This window comes from Achromobacter xylosoxidans A8, from assembly GCF_000165835.1.
Classification (GTDB): domain Bacteria; phylum Pseudomonadota; class Gammaproteobacteria; order Burkholderiales; family Burkholderiaceae_B; genus Achromobacter; species Achromobacter xylosoxidans_B.
In genome coordinates this window covers 2,727,408-2,746,332 of sequence record NC_014640.1, presented here as the reverse complement: position 1 = coordinate 2,746,332, position 18,925 = coordinate 2,727,408, and the positions used below count along the sequence as shown (strand labels likewise).

The window sequence follows — 18,925 nt, the reverse complement described above, 5'->3', positions numbered from 1 at the left end:
CAGCAGGAGTCCGCATGACCGGCGTACACATTCCTTATGGCGTGTATTGGAGCACCCCTTTTTCGCGCTGGCAGGGCAGCCTGTCGCGCTTGCACAGCCTGCGCTTCGCGGCCTGGACCGCGCGCCGCGAACTGGAGCGCCGCGGCATCGCCCCGACGGCGCTGCAAAGCGCGGTGCTAGGCTGCTCGGTGCCACAACAAGGCTCGTTCTATGGCCTGCCCTGGGTGGCCGGCATGCTGGGCGCGCCCCATCTGGCGGGACCGGTGGTCTCGCAGGCCTGCGCCACCTCGGTGCGCGGCCTGGCCACGGCCGCGGCCGAGCTCATGCTCGGCCACGCAGAGACCTCGCTGGTTCTCATGGCTGACCGCGTGTCCAACGGCCCGCAGCTCTATCATCCCGATCCGGCCGGCCCAGGCGGCTCCGGCTCGCACGAAAACTGGGTGTTGGACAATTTTTCGCATGATCCCTGGAGCGGCCTGTCCATGCTGCAGACCGGGGAGCGCGTGGCCGAGCGCCATGGCATCTCCACGGACGAACAGAATGCCGTCACCCTGCGCCGCTATGAGCAATATGCGCAGGCCTGCGCCGACGGCCGCCGCTTCCAGCAGCGCTACATGACGCTGCCCTTCGAGGTGCCCGACGCACGCTATGCGAAAACCGCAGCGGTGCTGGAAGGCGACGAAGGCATCCACGCCACCACGGCAGAGGGCTTGGCGCGCCTGTCGCCGGTGCTGCCCGGCGGCACCATCACCTATGGCGGCCAGACCCATCCGGCGGACGGCAATGCGGGCATCATCCTGGCGACCGCCGCGCGCGCCCGTGAATGGTCGCGCCGGCCCGAGATCGGCATCGAGATCCTGGCGTTCGGCCAGTCGCGCACCGAAAAGGGCTACATGCCGCAGGCACCCATCGAAGCCGCCGGCAGCGCGCTGCAACGCGCCGGCCTGGCGATGGCCGACCTGCACGCGGTGAAGACGCACAATCCCTTTGTGGTGTCCGACATCGCGCTGGCGCGGGCCACGGGGTTCGACGTCATGGCCATGAACAACTATGGCTGCTCGCTGGTGTGGGGCCACCCCCAGAGCCCGACCGGGCTGCGGTCCGTCATCGAGCTCATCGAGGAGCTGGCCGAGCGCGGCGGCGGCCTGGGCCTGTTCACCGGATGCGCGGCCGGCGACAGCGCCATGGCGGTGGTATTGCGCGTGGACGCTGCCGGAGCAGCACGATGAGCGACCTCGGTCTGGAAGGAGTCCCGCGTATTCCCGCGCTGCTGGCCCGCGCGGCGCGCGACTATCCCGAACGCGCGGCCCTGGTCTATGGCACGCGCCGCCTCGACTACCGGCGCTACGCCGCCGAAGTCTGGGCGGCCGCCCGCCATCTGCGGGTCCAGGCTGCCCCGGGCTCGCGGGTCGCAACGCTGCTGGGCAACTCGGACCTGGCCTGCGTGTTGACGCTGGCGCTGCAATGCTCGGGCAACCAGCACGTGCCCCTGAACCCACTCTACACGGCGCGCGAGCTGGAGTTCATCCTGCGCGACGCGCAGGCCGAACTGTTGATAGCCGATGCGCCGTCGGCCGCCGTCGCGGCACCCCTGGCTGCGACGCTAGGTATCCGGCTGGTCACGGAGGACGAGGCCCGCGCGTGGATGGAGCCCGCGCCTGGCGACGAGGATTCTCCGCAGGACGACGCCGATGCCCTGGCACCGGCCTTATTGCAGTACACCGGCGGCACGACCGGGCAGCCCAAGGGCGTGATCCTCGGGCGCGACGCCATCGCCACCAATGTGCTCCAACGGGAACTGGCCCTGCCCACCCGCTACGGCGCCGACAGCGTGCTTTGCGCCATGCCGCTGTTCCATTCCTACGGCATGGCCATGGGACTGTTCCTGGCCGCCAGCGCCGCAGCCACGCTGGTGCTGCTGCCGCGCTACCGGCCCGACGACGTCTGCGACACAGTGGAGCGTGAGCGCATCACCTTGTTTCCCGGCAGCCCTACCATCTACACCGGCTTGCTGTCGCATCCGCGCTTCGCGGCCACCGACTGGTCCAGCGTGCGCGCCTGCTATTCAGGATCCGCGCCGCTGGCCGAAGAGGTGCACCGGCGCTGGGAGGCCGCCGTGGGCGCGCCGATCTACGAAGGCTATGGCCAGACCGAAGCCGGCCCCATCCTCACCTACAACGGTCCGGCCGGAACCCGGCATGGCTCGGTCGGCACTCCTGTCGCGAACACGGAAGTGCAGGTGGTCGATCTGGAAACGGGGACGGTCGTGCTGCCGCCCGGCCAGCGCGGCGAAATCCGCGCGCGCGGACCGCAGATCATGCAAGGCTATCTGGCCAGGCCCGACGCCACCGCCGAAACGCTGCGCGACGGCTGGCTATACACGGGCGACATCGGCGAGTACGCGGAAGACGGTTTCCTGTACATCCGCGACCGCAAGAAGGACCTGGTGATTTCCGGCGGCTACAACGTGTATCCCCGCGAGATCGACGAGGTGCTGTACCTGCATCCGGACGTGGCCGAAGCCGCTGCAGTGGGCTGGCCGGACAGCTACCGCGGCGAGGTCATCCGCGCCTTCGTGGTCCTGCGGGCGGGCGCGGCCGTCGATGAAGCCGGGCTGATCGCGCACTGCCAATCCAATCTGGCGCGCTACAAGGTGCCGGCCGTGATCAGCATCCTGGACGCCCTGCCCTACACGGGCGCCAACAAGGTGGACAAGAAAGCGCTACGCGCGCCGTAATGGCGGCGCGGCGCCCGCCATCGGGCGCCGCGCCGCGGAGCTGCCACTCAGACCGGATCCTGATCCAGCCGGCGCACCGCCGCGCTCAAGGTCGAGAAATCGAATTCCTTGCGGCCGCGCAGCAGGCAGCGCATCAGCACCGTGGTCGCTACCGGCACCACCGCGGCCAGCAAGAAGGACTCCAGCAGGAACGAGGGCTTGTCGCCCGGCGCCGGAAAGAAAAACAAGCCAGCCACGAGGCCCGAGATGGTGGCGACGGTTGCGGTGAGGCCGTCGTGCTTGCGGCTGAACAGGCCATAGAAGACCGGGAACGCGGCGGCGGAACAAAGCAGGTCGGCCAGCAGGAACAGGTACAGCACGCTGTAACCCTGCGAAGCCACGATCATGACCGGAATGGCCATCAGCAGCACCAGCCAGCGCGCCAGGCGCTTCATGGTCATGGACTTGGCGTTGGGCATCAGGCGGCGCATGTCGACCGCGATGATGCTGGAGACGGCGCTGATCGCCGTGTCCGCTGTGCTCATGACCAGCGACAGCCCCAGCGGAATCAGGGCGATCACGAACCACGCGGGCGCGTGCGGCATGATGACGCTGAAAAGCGCGATGGAGCTGTCGCCCTGGGGCGCCAGGCCAACGAAGGCCAGTCCGAACAGTCCCATGAGGAAGATGAAGGGCGCGACCAGCAAGCCGCCCAGCAGGAAGCCGTTGCGCATCGAGCGCGCGTCGCGCGCGGCGTAGATGCGTTGCCAATTGCCCTGGTGGAAGATGCCGGTCAGCAGGATGGCGACGAAGAAGGTCAGCCCGGCCTTGATGCCCACCGGATCGGTCAGGTCCAGCAGCTGCGGCGCCTTGGCCTGCAGCGCTTCGATGGTGGGCATGGCGCCGCCCGCGGCCTGCCAGCCGACCAGGCACAGGATCACCAGCAAGGGCACGATCACCATCATCTGCACCTGGTCCGTGAAGATCGACGAACGCAGACCGCCGTAGGTGGTGTAGAGCAAGGTGGTGCCCATCACGATGGCGGCGGTGGCCCACAGCGGCACAGGCGCCAGCATGGTGACCAGCTTGGCGATCGCCGTGACTTCGGCCGACAGCGCGATGAAGAGATAGAACAGCATGATGAACAGCGCCAGCCCATACATGGGCCGGCCGTAGCGCGCCATCAGGAATTCCGTCAGGGTGTGTCCGTGCGGAATCAGTTCGCGCATGCGCCGCCCCAGCGGAATCATGACCAGGCGCGGCGACATCGATCCCAGGGCGTAGCCGATCACCGCCGCCAGGCCGCCCCAGGTCGCCGCTTGCGCGGGCGAGAACAGGATCCAGGCGCCCAAGGTCGAGGCCATCAAGGTCAGGATGGTGCCGAAGGCGCCCTGGCTGTTGCGGGCAACGATATAGTCCTCCAGCGTGCCACGCTTGCGCCGCGTGTACAGCACGCTGGCCAAGGCGAAGCCGCCAGAAAACAGCAGCAGCCACATCAGGGCGCTTGATTGGGTCAACATGGTATCGGTCCTCCCGCTGCCGGCTGGCAGCCGGACGCGCAACGCGGCGGCCCCGCCACGCTGGGTGCGCAGGCCGCAAGATGAATGAAAGTCTAGGGAGGGCGCGCGGACTGCGCGATGTCCTTCCCTTCGCCGGCATTACCCGGATCAGGTTCAAAGGGTTACCGCGATAGCGCGGAATCTCAGCCCTTGCAGGGCTCCCCCAGGAATTGCCGCAAGATTAGGAGAGCGGCACGGCAATGTCAACGCGTCCGGCGTGGAGACCCGCCTGCAACTTTTGTGCTAAGTTCGCCCGCGTGCGGCGGCCGTTTGTATGTCCGCCGCTGCAATCGTAGAGCCTGACCATGCCTATCGCGCCTTTTACCGCCCCTGTTTGGGCCGGATCGCCATGCTGCATCTGAACCTGTTCATCTTCGGCTGCGGCCACCATCGCGCCGCCTGGCGCCACCCCGATTCCGCCGCCGAGCGCCTGGGCGACATCGCCTACTACGAGGAATTGGCGCGCACCGCCGAACGCGGCAAGCTGGACGCCATCTTCTTCGCCGACGGGCAATCGGTCGACAACATCGGCGACGGCCCGCGCTGGTACCTGGAGCCGCTGACCGCCATGGCCGCGATCGCGCGGGCCACCTCCCGCATCGGCCTGATCAGCACGGTTTCCAGCACCTTTTTCACGCCCTTCCATGCGGCCCGCATGGTGGCGTCGCTGGACCATATCTCGGGCGGACGCATGGGCTGGAACGTGGTCACGTCCATGTTCGACGCGGAAGCGCGCAACCACGGTTACGAGTCCATGCCGGGACACGACTGGCGCTACGCGCGCGCCGAGGAATTCGTCGACGTCGCGCTCAAGCTGTTCGACTCCTGGGACCAGGACGCCCTGGCTATCGACCGCGCCGGCGACTACGGTGTGCCCGCGCGCGTGCACAAGATCGGCCATCACGGCGAGCATTTCCTGGTCGACGGCCCGCTGACGGTGCCGCGTCCGCCGCAAGGCCGTCCGGTGCTGTTCCAGGCTGGCGCCTCGGACCAGGGCCGCGACCTGGCCGCCAGGCGCGCCGAAGCGATCTACGCCGTCGCCTACGACCTGCCCGCGGCGCAAGCCTACTACCGCGACATCAAGCGGCGCGTGCTGGCCGCCGGCCGCCAGGATTTCGTGCCCATCATGCCGGGCCTGGTCACCTACGTCGGTTCGACCGAGGCCGAAGCCCGAGCCAAGCAGCGTGAACTGGACGTGCTGCTGCCCAGCGACGCCTCGTTGCGCCAGTTGGGCACGTTCGTGCTGCAGGACTGCTCCGCCTGGGAGCTGGACGCGCCCGTGCCGGCGCTGCCGCCCTTGTCCGAATTCACCGGCCCCAAGGGCCGCTACGCGACCATCCTGCGCATCATCGAGACCGAAAAACCCACGGTGCGCCAGTTGCTCGGACGGCTGGCGGCCGGCGGCGGCCATTGCACCATGGTGGGCACGCCGGAGCAGATCGCCGACAAGTTGGAGCACTGGTACCGGAACGAAGGGGCCGACGGTTTCAACCTGATGCCGCCGTCCTTGCCCGGGGGCATCGACGATTTCATCGAGCACGTGATTCCGGTGCTGCAACGCCGCGGGCTGTTCCGCAGCGAATACCAGCACAGCACGCTGCGCGGACACTTGGGGCTGGAACCCAGGTAAGGCGGCGCTCCCTGGCAGGCCCCGTCGAACTGGCGGCGACGCTTATCCGGCCAGGGTGGCGGGCTGACTGCGCTTGGCCTGACCGGTTTCGCGCGCCCCCGCCTCATGGATGGCGACTGGCTGCTGGCGGACGGCGGCCCGCCGCCTGTTTGCGCGCGTCGCGATCCAGTCGTAGAGCAGTACGCCCGGCTGGCGCAACAGCGCGGCAGTGAGCGCGCAGGCGGCGATGAGGAGCAGGCCAAGCAATAACCCGTGCATCAACGCGCCCCCTGCTCCAGCTGCAGCCGCAGAATGCGCCTGAGCTCCAGGATCGCCTCCGGCGTTTCTTGCACGCTATGCGAGAAGCTGATGATCTTCTCGGATTCGGCGCCGTCCAGGTGCGCACTGCGGTACGGCACCAGGCCGTCGTCCGAATCGGCCAGCGGCACGCCGGGCGTGTGGTTCGCAATGATGCTGTGGTAGCGCACCGCCGGCGAAATCGGCATGGAAGCGGTCAATCTCACAAATCGGTCCTTTTCGCTCAGGTTGTCCACGCCGTTGGGCACCCGGATCGAGGATTCGGGCCGGGGCGGCCCATCGGCGTCGGCCAGGCGGTTGAGCTTGGCGAACTGCCTGACCACCGTCACGGGCAGCGTGATCAGGTTGGACAGCCAACGCGACAAAGTGTTCTCGGCAAACGGCGTGCCCCGGTGCGGCGCCGCAATGAATACCGCGCGCGATATGCCGGGAAACGCGTCAAAAGTCAGCACGGGGTCGAATTCGGCGCGCGCCTGGGCGAGCTGGGTGTCGTCGAGCTTGGCGTGGTCGCGCAGCGCGTCCCACAGCACAGTGCCGGACGAGGATACCAGCAGACGGCTCAAAACGCCTCCCATGCTGTGCCCGATGATGACGCTGTCGCGCGAGGCCTGCGCGGCGCCCATGGGATCGAAATGTTCGATGGTCTGCCGCAGCGCGTCGCGGATGGCGCGGTTGTTCAACGCCAGCGGCGCGTTGGTCGGGTAGTAGACCTGCCAGATCTGGTAATGCTGGCGCAGGGTTTCGTCGCCCAGGACCTCGTTGGCGACGTTGATCCAGGCTTCCGGGCTGCTGGCCAGGCCGTGCAGCATGATGACGGTGCGCCGGTCCGGGTCATAGGGCTGTAACAAGTAGACGTGCGGCGCGTCGATGCCCTCTTCCTTGCCCAGCACGTTGCGCAGCGCCTGGGTGGCGAAGCCCGAGCGCGCCAGCCACAGGCCGTAGCCCGAGGTGAAGTTGGCCGCCAGGGGCACCGTGGTGCCGGCCAGTTCCACCGTGTCCCGCTTGTAGGGGTCGTAGGCCGCCAGGGTCGCTTCCTGCGACGCCATGACCTGCTCCAGCGTGTCGCCGGGAAAGCCCATGATGATGGTCACGGCGGGAAAAGGCGTTTCGCTGTATGGCGTCTTGAAGGTATCAGCATCGTTCACGCGGCGCGCAGTGACCGCCACGAGTTCAGCGCCGAAGCCGTCGCGCCGGTACATGCTGCGCAGTCCCCGGAAGGTCAAGGTCGACGCGGGCACCAGTTCGTGCGGGAACTGCTTGCCGCCGGGCAGCTTGACGTCGGACATTTCGCCCAGCACCTGCCAGGCGCCGGCCGTCATCTTCGTTCCGGGTTCCGGCGGACGGCCGCGATACTGCTCGAACAGGCGCGTGACGGCCTGCTGCACGGCGTAGTTGTAATAGTCGCGCACCTGCGTCTGGCGGTCTTCGAAGGCGCGGTCGCTGGGCGAGCGCGGCGTGAAGAACAAATAGGCGTAGGCGGCCCGCGCCGTTTGCAGGTAAGCGTCCAGCAGCTCGTCCTGGTCGGCCTGAGTCGCGGGGCGCTGCTTTTCCGTGGCCAGCGCCTCCATCAGCCAGACTTCGGACAGCGTGGCCAGGCGCCGTTCGCTGTCCAGCCCTTCCATGGTGGCCAGCGACTGCGTGCAGGCGTCGCGGTCCTTGCGGCAATCCTGCGCGTTCAGGCCCAGCACGGCCATGGACTCGCGCGCGGAGGCGCTGAGCTGACCAGTAGTAAGCACATCGCCGCGGCGCTGGGCGATGTAATCCTGCGTACTGACGGAGGACACTTTGACGCCCGCGCAACCCGCGCACGCCAGCAGGCCCAGGATCGCGCAGCCTTTCGCGCCGGCATGCCAGAGCCCGATCATTGCGCGGCCCCCGCTTTCGCCGGCTGGCGGATGGTCCGCGAAAACTCGACCGGATCCGGACCAGGCAAGGCGGGCTTGCCGAGGTAGGCCTGTTGGCGCAGCGTGGCCAGGGGTTTGCCGGTGTCCAGCCCCCTCTGTTCGTAGAGGTATTCCGGCAGATAGCCGGACAGCAGGATGCGGTAGTCCATGGGCAGGCCCGGCACGATCGCGCGCACCATGGCGTAGACCAGCGTGGTGCAGTTGGCCGTCACCGTGTGATAGAAGCGCGGCCGGTCGGCCAGTTCATTCGCGGTGCGCACATACGACAAGAACAATTCGCGCATGGCGGGCACCGGCATGTCGACCGGATACCGGTACACGCGCTCGGCGCGCGGCCCGGCGCGCACGTAGAGGATGTCGCGCTCCTGGGCGGCGATCACGCTCAGTTCGAACTGCTTGAAGAAGCCGCCGATCTCCGAGAACTGTTCGCCGCGCTCCTTGCGGATCTCGACCGAGAACACGACGTGGCGGCCGTCGCTGAAGCCAAAGGAAACCAGCGTGTGGGCGATGGCCGGGCTGCCCCAGTACGACAGCACCATGTCCACCGAGGTCAGCTCGTTCAAGTTGTATTGCTGGCTTTCCCAGCGCGCCGTGTAGCGCGTATCGGTATCGGCCTGCCAATCGAAGTTGCGCACGCTGTCCAAGGTGACGATGGATCCGGAAACGCTGCCGCGCAGCGTGCGCGCCACGTCGTCTGCCCAGATCCGGTCGTTGGAGGGCGCCAGCGTCTGCCACCACACACACAACGCGGCCATGCCAAACAGCCAGGTCCAGATGGCGCGCCGCGTGCGTCCACGCCACAGCGCGACGACCGCATACAGGCATAGCGCGGCCCAGGCCAGCGCCGCCGCGCCTTGCGCGACCTGCCCGCCCGGCACGCGGTAAGCCAACGCCAGGCAGCCCCACAGGCCGGAAAAAATCAGCGTCAGGCTGAAGGCGATGCGCCCGGTGGTTGCCAACCAGCCGCGCCGGACAGGATTAGATGCCGCCATGCTGCTGCACGATTTCCAGAACGCCGTTGATCACGAACTGCACCGCCATGCACACCAACAGGAAGCCCATGATGCGGGAAATGGCCTCCACCCCGCCCTGGCCAATCACCGCCACGATGCGTCCGGCTGAACGCAGGCAGATCCAGAACAGCAGGCCCAGCAGGGAGAACACGAGGATGGGCGTCACCGCCAGCACCCAGGCCGCGTAGGTCTGCGACACCGACGCGTCGAGGGTCGCCGCGCCGCTGATGATCATGGCGATCGTGCCCGGCCCGGCCGTCCCCGGCATCGCCAACGGCACGAAGGCGATGTTGGGGGTCTGGCGGTTGGCCTGGGCGTCCGCCACGTCGGCTTCGGACGCGGTAGACGGCGCGGACGGGAACAGCATGCTGAAACCGATGCTGGCCACGATCAGGCCGCCGGCGATACGCAGCCCCGGGATCGAGATGCCGAAGGTATGCATGATCCAGGCGCCGGCGTAGTAGGTCACCACCATGATGCCGACCACGTAGAACGCCGCCTGCTTGACCTGGCGTTCGCGCTCCTTGTAGGGAATCTGCTGGCCCAGGGACAGCAGCAGCGTCATGGAGGTCAGGGGATTGGCCAGCGGCAGCATCAGGGCCAGCCCCAGGCTGACGAGTTTTCCCAGTTGAAGCAGGTCGTCGATCATAGCGATGTGCGCCGCGAGCGCCGTTGTTGCAGGGCGTCACAGCGATTTGGATGATGTTGCGTCAGCGTAATGTACTATACATTACACAATTTCAGCCAGACACGCCGCCGGACATAGGGAGTCAGCGGCCGATTACGGCCACGGGGGGAACGAAGTGCACACCATTCCAGACGATACGACGCCGCGCGCGCTGACCAGCCGGGGCGAAGCGCGCCGTGAGCGCCTGCTCGAAGCCGCCACGCAGTCATTGCTGGAACACGGCTACGCGCAAACGTCCATCCAGCGCATCGTGCGCCAGGCGGGCGGATCCGCGGCCACCGCTTACCAGTTGTTCGGCAACAAAGAAGGTCTGCTGGTCGCGGTGCTGGAACATGAATTGAACGGCATGCGCGCAGCGGTGTTTGCGGATGCCATGCTGGACCAGCCGGTGGGTCCAGCCCTGCACGAACTGGCGCGACGTCTCCTGAGCTACTCCGTGCAGCCCAAATCGGTCGCGCTCTACCGCCTGGTCATCTCGGAATCGCATCGCCTGCCGCAACTGGCCGAGTCCCTGCGGCTGGCAGTGGAAATGCAGCTCCACGCCCCTCTGGAGCAATGCCTGCAACGGGCTTGCGAGCGCGGCGAATTGCACATCGACGATCCGCGCCTGGCGGCGCGCACCCTGGGCAACCTGATCAACGGCATCGCCTCGCTCGCCCGGCTGACCGGCGGCCGTGCCGAAGGCCCGGACGAGGACCATCTGGCGACCTGCCGCTACGGCGTGGACACCCTGTTGCGCGCCTTCCGCGCATAAGCGCCACGCATTTCGCCCCACCCTGCCCGCGCCAGCATCAGCGCCGGCCACAGCATGCAGGCAGCGGCCAGCCACAGATTGGCCCGCAGCCCCAGCGCGTCTACGCTGGGCACGCCCAGCAGCGAACCGGCCGCAATGCCGAGGTTGAACACTGCGACGAACAGCGCGGTGGCGGCCTCGACCGCGTCCGGCGCCGCCTTCATCATCCAGGTTTGCAGCGACACCGACACCGCGCCGTAGGCCAGACCCCACAGCAACAGCAAGGCGACCGCCGCCGGGCGTAGCTGGCCCACCATGGCCAGCAGCAGCAAGATCAGCAACAGGCTGGCCGCGATCGCAAGCAGGGTCGCGGCGGGACGTTTCGCAGCCGCTGCCCCGCCCAGAAAGTTGCCCGCCACGCCCGCCGCGCCATAGGCAAACAGCAGCGGCCCGATCCAGCTTTCCCCGAACGCCGCGTGGATCTGCAGCAAGGGTCGGACAAAGGTGTAGGCCATGAAATGGCCGGCGACCAGGAACAGCGTGATCAGGAGGCCCAGCCGCAAGCCCGGATTGGCCAGTTGCGACAGCAGTTGGCGCGGCCGCAGCGAGTGCGCCGCGGGCAGCGGCGGCAGACTCAGCAGATTCATCAGCAGCACGCCGGCGCACAGCGCCGCCATGACGCCGAAGGCTGCGCGCCAGCCGGCCAGCTCGCCGATGAAGGCGCCCAACGGCACGCCCAGCACGGACGCCACCGCGACCCCGCCGAAGATGATGGACGTGGCCAGTCCCACGGCGCCCGGCCCGACCAGCCTGCCCGCCAGCCCGCCCGCGACCGCCCAGATGCCGCCGATGCAGAAACCCACCAGGACCCGCGCCGCCAGGAACCACGGCATGCTGGGCGCCCAGGCGCTGGCCGCGTTGGCGCAGACCAGCAGCGCCAGCAAGCCGCACAGGATCGCGCGGCGGTCGGCGCTCTTCGCGCCGAGAACGACCAGCGGCGCGAACAGCGCCGCCAGGATGGCGGGCACGAACAACATGAAGCCGCCCATGCCCACCGAGACGTCGAGCGTTGCCGTGATGGGAACGAACAGTCCTACCGGCAGCATTTCGGTGGTGACCACGCAAAAGGTCGCCATGCCCACGGCGATGACGCCCAGCCACGCGCGCCATCCGGTGCTTTCGGCCTGCGGTGAGGCGCTAGGAGAGCCAGGAGTGGGCAAGTCTTGCAACGAGGTGCCGCGGGTCATGATGAGGTTCCAGATAAGACCCAAGCCGGGCCGACCCCTAGGCAGTCTACTGTTTCCATTTCGCTGATAAAGTAGGTTAATGAATAAACAAAAGGGACGAATCGTGCACAATTCACCCTACCCGGCCGCCCGCCTGGACCACATAGGCGACCTGCTCGCGTTTGTCCGCGTGGCCGACACGCAAAGCTTCACCGCCGCGGCCGCAAAGCTGGGTCTGTCGCGTTCGGCCATCGGCAAGTGCATCGCGCGCCTGGAACTCGGCCTGGGCGCGCGCTTGCTTCATCGCAGCACGCGCAGCGTCAGTCTCAGCGACGAAGGCAGCGTCTTTTACGAACACGCGCAGCGCATCCTGTCCGAGGTGGACAACGCCACCGACGCCATGGCCAGCCGCAAGCAGGCGCCGCGCGGCCGGCTGCGCATCGACCTGCCGGTGTCGCTGGGGCGCTTGCACATCATGCCGCTGTTGCGCGACTACCTGCGGGACTGGCCCGAGGTCGAGGCGGACGTCAGCTTTTCCGACGACTACATCGACCTGGTGCGCGACGGCGTGGACGTGGCCATCCGCATCGGCGGCGAAACCGACAGCAGGCTGGTGCGGCGGGTGTTGGCCCCGCACCGCCTGATCGCCTGCGCTGCGCCCGGCTACCTGGACCGCCACGGCGCGCCGGCCACCCCGGATGACCTGGCCAGCCACCAGACCCTGGCCTACACCCACGCCGGCGCGCTGGTGCCCTGGCGTTTTGCCGTCAACGGCCAGGAACGCGCCGTGCACGTGGCCGGCCGCATGCGGCTGGGCAACACGGAGGCACTGCGCGACGCCGCGCTGGCAGGCGAAGGCATCGCCCAGCTGGGCGCCTTCCTGGTGGGCGAAGATCTGCGCGCCGGCCGGCTGACGCCGGTGCTGGAATCCGTGGCGCCTGCCGGCGCGCCAGTCTGCGCGGTCTATCCGCACCGCCGCCACCTGGCGCCCAAGGTGCGGGTCCTGATCGACGCCATCGCCAGCAAATGGAGCGGCGGCGCACCCTGGGCCAGCGATGCAGCGCCGCCACGGCCATAGGCATGCGCCCGATCCACTATGATTGCCGGCATTGCCCCAGACGGCGCAATACCGGATACCCAGGGACGCTGCCAGGCATGCCCTTGCCTGCGCCCCGCCATTTCCCCCGGAGTTTTACTTGAGCGACATCTATCAATTCAGCCGCGGCACGGCGCCGCTGCTGATCTCCATTCCCCACCTGGGCAGCATGATTCCCGACTCGCAGCGCGCGCAGATGACGCCGCTGGGCCTGCAATCGGGCGATACCGACTGGCATCTGGACACGCTGTACCAGTTCGCCGAGGCGCTGGGCGCGTCGGTCATCGGCGCGCGCTATTCGCGCTACGTGGTGGACCTGAACCGCCCACCCAACGATGAAAGCCTGTATCCCGGCCAGACCAAGACCGGCCTGTGCCCGACCCAGACGTTTCGTGGCGACGCTCTCTACCGCAACGAAGCCGTCCTGACCGACGCCGAGCGCGAACACCGGCTGCAGACCTACTGGAAGCCCTACCACGCCAAGCTGTGCGAGGAAATCGACCGCATCAAGGCTGAACACGGCACCGTGCTGCTGTGGGAAGCGCACTCGATCGCCAGCGTGCTGCCGCGCCTGTTCGAAGGCAAACTACCCGACCTGAACATCGGCACGGCCGACAGCGCAGCCTGCGCGCCCGATATCCTGGCAACAGTCGAAAGCCGGCTGCGCGACAACTCCGCCTACACCTGGGCGGTGAACGGCCGCTTCAAGGGCGGCTACATCACGCGCCACTACGGCAAGCCCGCGGACAACGTCCACGCGATCCAGCTGGAAATGTGCCAGTCCACCTACATGGACGAAACCCATCCCTACGCCTATCGGCCCGAACTGGCGGACAAGGTCATCCCGCTGGTCGAAAGCATGGTGCAGTCGGCGTTGACGCAGACTACGGCGCGCCAGCGCTAAGGTTGCTTCCCGCCAAAGCCACGCGTATCTTGAAATCGAGCATCAGCACCTTTTGCTGGTCCGCATCGATGCAATAGCCCTGGTACCGGCCGCCGGTGAACGGCGTGCCGGCGACCGCCGCGCTTTCAAGCAGTTCGAGTTCCAGTCCCAGCGCATCTCCTGGATATGCCGGACGCAGGAACTTCGTTTCCACCTTCAGCAGCAGCATGGGGTTGCCGGCAAACTGGCGCGTGAATGTCGCCATGGACGCGCCCAATACATGGATGCCAGCCAGCGGCACGTCCGCAAAGCCCGATTGCAAGGCCAGGTCCCGCGAGCTATGCACCGGATGGCCGCCGCCGACCGCCTGGAGGTAGCCGTCGTGCAGCGCATTCGAAAGCGTGAAGGTGCCGCTGAAGCGCGGCGGCAGCAATGGAATCGTCATCTCGTCCTCCCTGCGCGCTGTCCTAGATGATGTTGCGCTCGCGCAGGTCCGCCTGCTGCGCCCGCGACATGCCCAGTTCCTGCCCATAGATTTCGTCGTTGTGCTGACCGACGCCAGGCCCGGTCCGCCAGATCCGGCCCGGCGTCGCCGAGAACCGGGGCACCACGTTCTGCATGCTGACGGAGCCCAGTTCCTCGTCCTCGACGCGCACCAGGACCTGGCGCTCGATGAAATGCGGATCCGCCACGATGTCGGCGATGTCGTAGATGGGACTGAAGCTGACCTCGTGCCGCATCAGGATGTCGGACGCCTCGCCGAGCGCATGCGCGCGGAACCAGTTTTCCATGATGGCCTCGATCTGGGCGCGGTTCTGGATGCGCGCGGTATTGGTGCTGAACAAGGGATCGTCCAGCAGATCGGCGCGCCCGATGGCGTGGGCCAGCCGCCGGAACACGGTGGGCGCGCTGACGGCCAGCACCACCCATTTGTCATCGCGGGTCTTGTACACGCTGCTGGGCGCCGAATAGGCATTGAGATTTCCCTGGCGCGAACGCGCTACGCCTAGCTGGTCATATTCGATCGGCATGAAATCCAGCACCCGCAGCATCGCCTCCGTGGCGGAAAGATCGATTTCCTGCCCTTCCCCGTGCTTCTGCCGGTGCAGCAGCGCCGCCGTGATGGCGTAGGCGCCGAACACGCCGGTCAAGGCGTCGGACACCGGAAAGCCCGGATATAGCGGCGGGCCGTCCTTTTCGCCGCACAGGTTCACGAAGCCCGACATGGCCTCGAAGATCCGGGCAAAGCCGGGCCGCGACCGGTAGGGCCCGGTCTGGCCGAAGCCGGTCACGCGCAGCACGATCAGGTCGGGCCGCAAGGCGCGCAAACGCGCCATGTCCAGGCCCCAGCGGTCCAGCGTGCCCGGCCGGAAGTTCTCCACCAGCACATCGTAGTGAGGCAACAGGCGTTCGAGTATCGCCAAGCCTTCCGGCTGGCGCAGATCCAGCGTGATGCCCCGTTTGTTGCGGTTCGCGACTTTCGACCAGAGCGCCACGCCGCTTTTGTGCGGCGGCAACTGACGTATGTGGTCGCCGTCGCCCGGCAGCTCGATCTTCAGGACTTCCGCTCCCAGGTCCGCCATCAGCGTGGCCGAAAACGGGCCCGCCACCACCGTGGAAATATCCAGCACCCGCACGCCCGCCAACGGCCCCGCACCCGGGCCTGGAGCGGCCTGATCCGCGTCCGGCTTTTTCGCTTGCTCGACATTCATCGTCTTTCCTCAGTCCATCGAAACATTGGCTTGCCTGGCCACGTCGCCCCAGGTCCGGATCTCGGCCTGGATGAAGCCGGCAAAATCCGCGGCCGTGCCGCCCACAGGGATAGACCCCTCAGACAACAGGCGCCGGTTGATTTCCGGACTTTGCAGCGCCTGGTTCACGGCGGCATTGATTTTTTCGACAACGGCCTGGGGCGTGCCGCGAGGCGCAAACAGGCCGTTCCAGCCGGACGCGACGAAACCCTTTGCGCCGGCTTCGGCCATGGTCGGCACGTTGGGCAGGGTCTGCGATCGTTTGCCGCTGGTCACGGCAAGCGGCACGAGCTTGCCCGCAGCGATATAGGGAGCCGTGGTCAGGATCACGTCGAAAGCGAGATCCACCTGTCCGCCCAGCAGGTCCGCCATGGCTGGCCCCGCCCCCTTGTAAGGAACCCCCAGCATCGATGTACCCGTGTCCGACTGCAGCTTCTCGAACAGCATGTGCGCAGCGGTACCCACCCCGGCGGTGGCCACGGAAATCTGGCCGGGCCTTTCCTTGGCTTGCCTGAGCAGATCCGCCAGCGAGGTGATTTTCTTGGAAGGATGGGCGACCAGCACGTAGGGCTGGTCGACCACGTGCACGACGGGTTCGAAATCGGCCACCGCGTCGTAGGCGAGATTCTTGTAGATGTTCGGACCGATACCATGCGTGGCGACGGTCCCCCACAGCAAGGTGTATCCGTCGTTGCGCGCCCGGGCGACTTGATACGTGCCGATGGTGCCGCCCGCGCCAGCCTTGTTTTCCACCACGACGGGACGGCCGATGGCGGCCTCGATGCGCGGGGCGAACAGGCGGGCCATCACGTCGGTGGCGCCGCCAGGCGGGAACGGAACAATGATGGTGACCGGCTTGGCGGGCCAGGCCGCTTCGGCCCGCACGGCGCCGCACAAGCCGCCCAGCATCAACATCGCGGCCAGGGGCGCGAACAGATTCTTGAGTTTCATGGTGGTCTCCTCCGGTGCAGTGGCTTTTTTGCTTTCACTGCTGGCCCTAGGATAAGGAGGCAACGCTTAACTGATAACTGAAATAAACTCAAATGGTGATAACTTTTGGGTAAGCCATGAGCGCCGATCCGCAGCCTCAAGGCAGTTCCAAACTTCTGGGCCGCCTGCGCCTGAAGCAGTTCGAACTGATCAAAGGCGTCTCGGAAGGACTGTCGTTTCGCCAACTGGCGGACCAGATGTCCCTGTCCCAGCCGGCCATCAGCAAGATGGCCCGGGAAATGGAAGACACCCTGGGGGCCGCCGTCTTCGAACGGCGGCGCGAAGGGGTCTCGTTGACCCCCTTCGGGGAATCGCTGACGCATGACGCCAGGCTGATCGTCAACAAGCTGGCGCGACTGGAATCGGAGCTGGCGGAACTGCGCCGTAATCCCATCCGCACGCTGCGGGCCGGAGCCCCGTCCTACACCGGCATGTCCCTGCTGTCCCGCCCCGTGGCCCTGATCGCGGCGCGGCACCAGCAGGCGCACGTGGAAATCATCGACGGCATTGCCGTCAGGCTGTTCGACATGCTGATGGCCGGGGAACTGGATTTCGTCATCGGCAGCCTGCCGGGCAGGAATCTCAGGGATGACGAAGCGGCCTTGCTGCATGTGGAGGTTCTCTATCCGGATGAGCTGAGTTTCGTCGCCCACCCGGACACGATCCAGGGAGGCAGGCAGGTCCCCATCGAAGAGCTGCTGCAATACTCCTGGGTCATGCCGTCGAAAGACTCCCTGGTGCGCAATGCCTTGCGCACCGCCCTGCTCAAGCTGCGGCTGCCGGTGCCGCCCGCGACGGTCGAATCCAGCCCGCCGTTCATCGGCGCGGTGGTGGCGGAACAGCCCGGCTTCATCGGCTTGCTGCGGTCGGACTCTGCCGCTTATCTGGCCCAACGCCTGAACCTGACGCTGCTGGACGTCAGCCCCCGCATCCCGCTCCCGCCGGTGGCCATCTTCCGGCTGCGGGATTCCGAACCGTCCGAACTGGCGGTCGAGTTGTTCGCGCTGGTGCGCGAAAGCGTCCAGACGCTATTCCAGGATTAAGGCCTTTCGACCAACCCCGCCCCAGCGCCCTGCGGCCCTGGGGCTTTTTTTCGCCCTTGTGGCTCGGGTATACCCCAATTTTTCACATCACAATCTCAATCGTAGTATTTCAACTGAGCTACGTAAAACATTACGAGCCATAATGAAAAATACGTGGAGACAAGAAATGAAGACATGGAGTCACGCCGCCAGCGGCGCGCTGGCGTTGTGCGCCCTGTTCACGACAGGGGCGCACGCCGCCGATCCCGACACGTTCAAGATCGGCGGCGTGGTATCGCTGTCGGGGACCTACGGCATCTTTGGCGAAGACATGCGCAAAGGCGTCACCATCGCCATCGAACAGCGCGGCGGCAAAGTGCTGGGCAAGCCCATCCAGGTCACCTGGGAGGACGACGAAACCAAGCCGCAGCCCGCGGTGCAGAAGACCACCCGGCTGATCTCCGACGGATCGCAGATGATCTTCGGCGCGGTCAGCTCGGCCAGCACGCTGGCCATCATGAACATCGCCAAGCAGCGCAAGATTCCCCATCTGGTCACCATGTCGGCCGACGACAAGATCACGGTGCCGGGCGGTTCGCGCTACACCTTCCGCACCTCCAACACGCTGGGCATGGAACAGCGCATGGCGCTGGCCTACTCCAAGGAACAAAAGCTCAAGCGGATCTATGGCGTCACGGCCGACTACCAGGCCACGCGCGACAGTTGGGACTGGTACCGGCGCGAGGCCGAGAAGGCCGGCATCGAAATCGTGGGCGCCGACTTCCCGCCGCTGGGCAACCGCGACTATTCGTCCATCGCCGACAAGATCGCGCGCTCCAACGCCGACGGCGTGGCGCTGTTCATGACGGGCTCGGACGCCGTCACCATGGTCAAGCAGGCCGGCCAGATCGAATTGGGCAAGACGCGCAAGATCTTCGGCCCGGTCATCGCCGACGAAACCATGGCGGCCGGCGTGGGACCCACCGCGGTCGGCGTGCAGTCGGGCGTGAGATATCACTTCACTGTCGAGAACGACGCCAACAAGACCTTCGTCGAGGCTTTCCGCAAGAAATACAACGAGTTCCCCTCGGCCGCCGCGGGCGAAGCCTACGACGGCATGAGCTGGTGGCTGGACGTGGTCGACAAGACCGGCACCTGGGACAAGGAAAAGTGGGTCGAGGCGTTTGCGGCCAGCGAGCGCGACAACTCGGTGGAAGGCAAGAAGACCATGCGCGCTTGCGACCACCAGGCCATGCAGAACGGCCTGTGGGGCGTGGTGGACACAGGCAAGCCGCCGCAGCCGGCCTACGTCATGGACATCGTCAAGGTGTTTCCGCCGGACCAGGTGTTCGAACCCTGCGCGGGCTGAAGCCGCCGCGCCATGCACCCGCCGGTCCCCCGCGGACCGGTCTTCCAC

General features: G+C 66.8%; 17 protein-coding genes and 1 riboswitch. Of the genes, 8 read left to right on the top strand and 9 right to left on the bottom strand.

The genetic code is table 11. The features are described 5' to 3' along the window. Window positions 1–14: 14 nt before the first annotated feature. Both AXYL_RS12850 and AXYL_RS12845 read left to right on the top strand, forming a co-directional pair. Window positions 15–1,229, top strand: coding sequence for a thiolase family protein (locus AXYL_RS12850; protein WP_013393225.1), 1,215 nt, complete (start codon window positions 15–17; stop codon window positions 1,227–1,229). Then, window positions 1,226–2,737, top strand: coding sequence for an AMP-binding protein (locus AXYL_RS12845; RefSeq protein WP_013393224.1), 1,512 nt, complete (start codon window positions 1,226–1,228; stop codon window positions 2,735–2,737). Before AXYL_RS12850 ends, AXYL_RS12845 begins: the two co-directional genes overlap by 4 nt. A 47-nt stretch (window positions 2,738–2,784) precedes the next feature. Here AXYL_RS12845 and AXYL_RS12840 read toward each other — a convergent pair whose 3' ends face one another. Then, the gene (locus AXYL_RS12840; protein WP_013393223.1) at window positions 2,785–4,236 is read right to left on the bottom strand and encodes a sodium:solute symporter family protein; all 1,452 of its coding nucleotides are present in this window, start codon (window positions 4,234–4,236) and stop codon (window positions 2,785–2,787) included. 107 nt (window positions 4,237–4,343) lie between these two features. Beyond that, a riboswitch (TPP riboswitch) is annotated at window positions 4,344–4,450 on the bottom strand. Window positions 4,451–4,624: 174 nt separating this feature from the next. Here AXYL_RS12840 and AXYL_RS12835 point away from each other — a divergent pair. After that, window positions 4,625–5,905, top strand: a complete 1,281-nt coding sequence (locus AXYL_RS12835) for an LLM class flavin-dependent oxidoreductase (protein ID WP_013393222.1) — start codon at window positions 4,625–4,627, stop codon at window positions 5,903–5,905. A gap of 42 nt (window positions 5,906–5,947) precedes the next feature. Here AXYL_RS12835 and AXYL_RS12830 read toward each other — a convergent pair whose 3' ends face one another. The 4 genes from AXYL_RS12830 to AXYL_RS12815 are packed head-to-tail and all read right to left on the bottom strand — an operon-like array spanning window position 5,948 to window position 9,768. Beyond that, entirely contained in the window at window positions 5,948–6,163 is a 216-nt protein-coding gene (locus tag AXYL_RS12830) for a hypothetical protein (protein ID WP_041653410.1), read from the bottom strand. Then, a complete protein-coding gene (locus tag AXYL_RS12825) occupies window positions 6,163–8,067 on the bottom strand; it encodes an esterase/lipase family protein (protein ID WP_013393221.1) in 1,905 nt (634 codons plus the stop codon). Before AXYL_RS12825 ends, AXYL_RS12830 begins: the two co-directional genes overlap by 1 nt. Next, window positions 8,064–9,098: a DUF4105 domain-containing protein gene (locus tag AXYL_RS12820; protein ID WP_013393220.1), complete on the bottom strand. Its 1,035-nt coding sequence runs from the start codon at window positions 9,096–9,098 to the stop codon at window positions 8,064–8,066. The genes AXYL_RS12825 and AXYL_RS12820 overlap by 4 nt, the downstream gene beginning before the upstream one ends. Further along, entirely contained in the window at window positions 9,085–9,768 is a 684-nt protein-coding gene (locus AXYL_RS12815; RefSeq protein WP_013393219.1) for a MarC family NAAT transporter, read from the bottom strand. The genes AXYL_RS12820 and AXYL_RS12815 overlap by 14 nt, the downstream gene beginning before the upstream one ends. Before the next feature lie 154 nt (window positions 9,769–9,922). Here AXYL_RS12815 and AXYL_RS12810 point away from each other — a divergent pair, with 154 nt between their 5' ends. Continuing rightward, a complete protein-coding gene (locus tag AXYL_RS12810; protein ID WP_013393218.1) occupies window positions 9,923–10,561 on the top strand; it encodes a TetR/AcrR family transcriptional regulator in 639 nt (212 codons plus the stop codon). Here the strand turns inward: AXYL_RS12810 and AXYL_RS12805 are convergent. Continuing rightward, window positions 10,522–11,787 (bottom strand): MFS transporter, encoded by a 1,266-nt coding sequence (locus tag AXYL_RS12805; RefSeq protein ID WP_013393217.1) that lies wholly within the window; start codon window positions 11,785–11,787, stop codon window positions 10,522–10,524. The genes AXYL_RS12810 and AXYL_RS12805 overlap by 40 nt on opposite strands. 103 nt (window positions 11,788–11,890) lie before the next feature. Between AXYL_RS12805 and AXYL_RS12800 the strand changes: the two genes are divergently transcribed. Both AXYL_RS12800 and hutG read left to right on the top strand, forming a co-directional pair. Further along, on the top strand, window positions 11,891–12,844 hold the full coding sequence (locus tag AXYL_RS12800) for a LysR family transcriptional regulator (RefSeq protein ID WP_237710002.1): 954 nt from the start codon (window positions 11,891–11,893) through the stop codon (window positions 12,842–12,844). 118 nt (window positions 12,845–12,962) lie between these two features. Further along, entirely contained in the window at window positions 12,963–13,766 is an 804-nt protein-coding gene (gene hutG, locus AXYL_RS12795) for an N-formylglutamate deformylase (RefSeq protein ID WP_013393215.1), read from the top strand. Here the strand turns inward: hutG and AXYL_RS12790 are convergent. From AXYL_RS12790 to AXYL_RS12780, 3 genes are read right to left on the bottom strand one after another with little or no spacing between them, the layout of a single operon-like run. Then, entirely contained in the window at window positions 13,747–14,190 is a 444-nt protein-coding gene (locus AXYL_RS12790; RefSeq protein WP_013393214.1) for a MaoC family dehydratase, read from the bottom strand. The two genes, hutG and AXYL_RS12790, sit on opposite strands and share 20 nt — an antisense overlap. A 22-nt stretch (window positions 14,191–14,212) precedes the next feature. After that, window positions 14,213–15,457: a CaiB/BaiF CoA transferase family protein gene (locus tag AXYL_RS12785; protein ID WP_013393213.1), complete on the bottom strand. Its 1,245-nt coding sequence runs from the start codon at window positions 15,455–15,457 to the stop codon at window positions 14,213–14,215. Window positions 15,458–15,466: 9 nt separating this feature from the next. Beyond that, a complete protein-coding gene (locus AXYL_RS12780) occupies window positions 15,467–16,447 on the bottom strand; it encodes a Bug family tripartite tricarboxylate transporter substrate binding protein (RefSeq protein ID WP_013393212.1) in 981 nt (326 codons plus the stop codon). 116 nt (window positions 16,448–16,563) lie between these two features. On the opposite strand from AXYL_RS12780, the gene AXYL_RS12775 reads away from it, so the two are divergent. Both AXYL_RS12775 and AXYL_RS12770 read left to right on the top strand, forming a co-directional pair. Further along, window positions 16,564–17,529, top strand: a complete 966-nt coding sequence (locus AXYL_RS12775; protein ID WP_013393211.1) for a LysR family transcriptional regulator — start codon at window positions 16,564–16,566, stop codon at window positions 17,527–17,529. A gap of 166 nt (window positions 17,530–17,695) precedes the next feature. Continuing rightward, window positions 17,696–18,877 (top strand): ABC transporter substrate-binding protein, encoded by a 1,182-nt coding sequence (locus AXYL_RS12770; RefSeq protein ID WP_013393210.1) that lies wholly within the window; start codon window positions 17,696–17,698, stop codon window positions 18,875–18,877. Window positions 18,878–18,925 lie beyond the last annotated feature (48 nt).

Bases quoted from the DNA above. Each gene is read 5' to 3' on its own strand.
- AXYL_RS12775 (WP_013393211.1), top strand. From the start codon at position 16,564: ATGAGCGCCGATCCGCAGCCTCAAGGCAGTTCCAAACTTCTGGGCCGC.
- AXYL_RS12835 (WP_013393222.1), top strand. From the start codon at position 4,625: ATGCTGCATCTGAACCTGTTCATCTTCGGCTGCGGCCACCATCGCGCC.
- AXYL_RS12840 (WP_013393223.1), bottom strand. From the start codon at position 4,236: ATGTTGACCCAATCAAGCGCCCTGATGTGGCTGCTGCTGTTTTCTGGC.
- AXYL_RS12850 (WP_013393225.1), top strand. From the start codon at position 15: ATGACCGGCGTACACATTCCTTATGGCGTGTATTGGAGCACCCCTTTT.
- AXYL_RS12845 (WP_013393224.1), top strand. From the start codon at position 1,226: ATGAGCGACCTCGGTCTGGAAGGAGTCCCGCGTATTCCCGCGCTGCTG.
- AXYL_RS12830 (WP_041653410.1), bottom strand. From the start codon at position 6,163: ATGCACGGGTTATTGCTTGGCCTGCTCCTCATCGCCGCCTGCGCGCTC.
- AXYL_RS12805 (WP_013393217.1), bottom strand. From the start codon at position 11,787: ATGACCCGCGGCACCTCGTTGCAAGACTTGCCCACTCCTGGCTCTCCT.
- AXYL_RS12780 (WP_013393212.1), bottom strand. From the start codon at position 16,447: ATGAAACTCAAGAATCTGTTCGCGCCCCTGGCCGCGATGTTGATGCTG.
- AXYL_RS12825 (WP_013393221.1), bottom strand. From the start codon at position 8,067: ATGATCGGGCTCTGGCATGCCGGCGCGAAAGGCTGCGCGATCCTGGGC.
- AXYL_RS12820 (WP_013393220.1), bottom strand. From the start codon at position 9,098: ATGGCGGCATCTAATCCTGTCCGGCGCGGCTGGTTGGCAACCACCGGG.
- AXYL_RS12785 (WP_013393213.1), bottom strand. From the start codon at position 15,457: ATGAATGTCGAGCAAGCGAAAAAGCCGGACGCGGATCAGGCCGCTCCA.
- AXYL_RS12790 (WP_013393214.1), bottom strand. From the start codon at position 14,190: ATGACGATTCCATTGCTGCCGCCGCGCTTCAGCGGCACCTTCACGCTT.
- AXYL_RS12770 (WP_013393210.1), top strand. From the start codon at position 17,696: ATGAAGACATGGAGTCACGCCGCCAGCGGCGCGCTGGCGTTGTGCGCC.
- AXYL_RS12815 (WP_013393219.1), bottom strand. From the start codon at position 9,768: ATGATCGACGACCTGCTTCAACTGGGAAAACTCGTCAGCCTGGGGCTG.